Here is a 1,851-nt window from a genome sequence, read left to right as displayed (position 1 = left end):
GGGTACCCTCGAACCGGAAGGCATCGATGTCCTTTACGACTGGCAGCTTGGCAGCGGCCATCCGGTATCGGATCGACGCGGCATGACGATGCGTCGCCTCCGCTCGCAGGAGGTCGGTCAGTATCTCCATGGTGGTGCGCTGGCGCTGAAGGCCGGTGGTGACGGCATCGTCGAACGCGCCCGCCATGCCTTTGAGACCAAGGCCGCGCATGGCCTCGATCATATCATGCCGCTGCATCGAAGGTCCTCAGCTGGTCGTAACGGGCACAGTCGGCGATCGGGGGATGGCGCAAGGCGCTATCCTCGGAGGTGATGATCGTCAGCGGACGCGGAGGCTCCCGGCGTCGTGCCAGGATGTTGAGGATCAGGTCGTCGCTTGCCGTTCCCGTCGCCAGTGCCTCACGCACAGCGGCTTCGACAGGCTCCAGGCCATCGGTCAGTACGGCCGACAACACACGGACGAACCGGCGATCAGCATCGTCGCCATTACCCAGCTTGCGGCGCAAACGGGCCAGCGCCGGTGGTAGATCCCAGTCCTGGAAGGGGGCACCGTTCCGCAGCGCGCCAGGCTTGCGGGCCAGCACTGGCAGATAATGCCAGGGGTCATAGATCGTGCGGTTGCGCCCGAAGTAGCGCGGATGTTCAGCGACAACCTCTTCGCCGCAGCGAACGACAATACGATCGGCATAGGCCCGGACCTGCACGGTGCGTCGCGACACCGTCGAGAGGACTGAGTAGCGGTTGCGGTCGAAGCTGATCAGGCAGGTGCCGGTCACGGCATGCTCGCTCTCATTGAAGCCGTCGAACGGTCCCAGCATCGGCTGCAGCGCAGATCGTTCGATCTCCAGCATCTGCGCCACGGTCAGATCTCCCTGTTCGGGATGGGGCTGCCGTTCCGCCCAGCGCCGACACTCGGCCTCCAGCCAGCCATTGAGCTCTTCGAGACTGGCGAACCGCAACCGGGGCTGGAAGAAGCGACCCCGGATCGTCTGCACCTGGTTCTCGACCTGACCCTTCTCCCATCCCGCCGCAGGCGAGCAGGCCGTGGGCTCGACCATATAATGGTCGGTCATGATCAGGAACCGCCGGTTGAAGACGCGTTCCTTGCCGGTGAACACGCTCGTCACAGCCGTCTTCATATTATCGTAGATGCCGCGCCCTGGCACGCCGCCGAAGAAGGCAAAGCCGCGCGCATGCGCGTCGAACAGCATCTCCTGGCTCTCGCGAGGATAGGCCCGGACATAGACCCCACGTGACGCGCACAGGCGCATATGCGCGACCTTCACCCGCATCGGCGCTCCTGCGATCTCGACATCCTCATGGCTCCAGTCGAACTGGTAGGCCTCGCCTGGCCTGAACATCAGCGGGATGAAGGCGGTGACGCCATCGCCAGCATCCTTGCGCCGCTCGATCTTCCAGCGCGTCGCATAGCGCCGCACCGCATCGTAAGAACCCTCAAAGCCTTCTCGCACCAGCAGGTCATGGATCCGCGTCATCCGCAGCCGGTCACGCCTGCCGCGCAGCTCGTTCTCTTCCAGCAGCGTGTTCAGGCGCTCCTGGAACGGACCGATCCTGGGCAGCGGCTGAACCTTGCGCTGATAATCAAAGGCGCCCTCCGGCGCTCGGACCGCTTTGCGGATGACCTTCCGCGACACATGCAGATCCCGTGCGATCGCCTTGATCGCCTTGCCTCCGGCATACTCGCGCCGGATCCGTAAAACTGTCTCCAAAACCAACATCCCGATCTCGCCGCCTGAAAATCCAGCCGGCTGCTTAAACCATCGAAATGAGGGGTCCCTTTTAGACGCCGATCACCCCGCTAACGGGGTTCTTTTTGCACGCCGATCCACA

Annotated in this window: 2 protein-coding genes; both read right to left on the bottom strand. The window is 63.6% G+C overall.

All coding sequences use genetic code 11. The annotated features are described in order from the left end of the window. Positions 1 to 238: ATP-binding protein (locus GGQ90_RS28820; protein WP_223178515.1), on the bottom strand; the 238-nt coding region annotated here is incomplete at its 3' end. After that, positions 225 to 1,739 carry an IS21 family transposase gene (gene istA, locus GGQ90_RS28815; RefSeq protein ID WP_188084645.1) on the bottom strand — a complete coding sequence of 505 codons (1,515 nt, stop codon included), beginning with the start codon at positions 1,737 to 1,739 and terminating at the stop codon, positions 225 to 227. The genes istA and GGQ90_RS28820, both read right to left, overlap by 14 nt. Between the last annotated feature and the right edge of the window lie 112 nt (positions 1,740 to 1,851).

Source organism: Sphingobium scionense (assembly GCF_014197035.1).
GTDB lineage: Bacteria > Pseudomonadota > Alphaproteobacteria > Sphingomonadales > Sphingomonadaceae > Sphingobium > Sphingobium scionense.
This window is presented reverse-complemented; position numbering and strand designations above follow the sequence as displayed.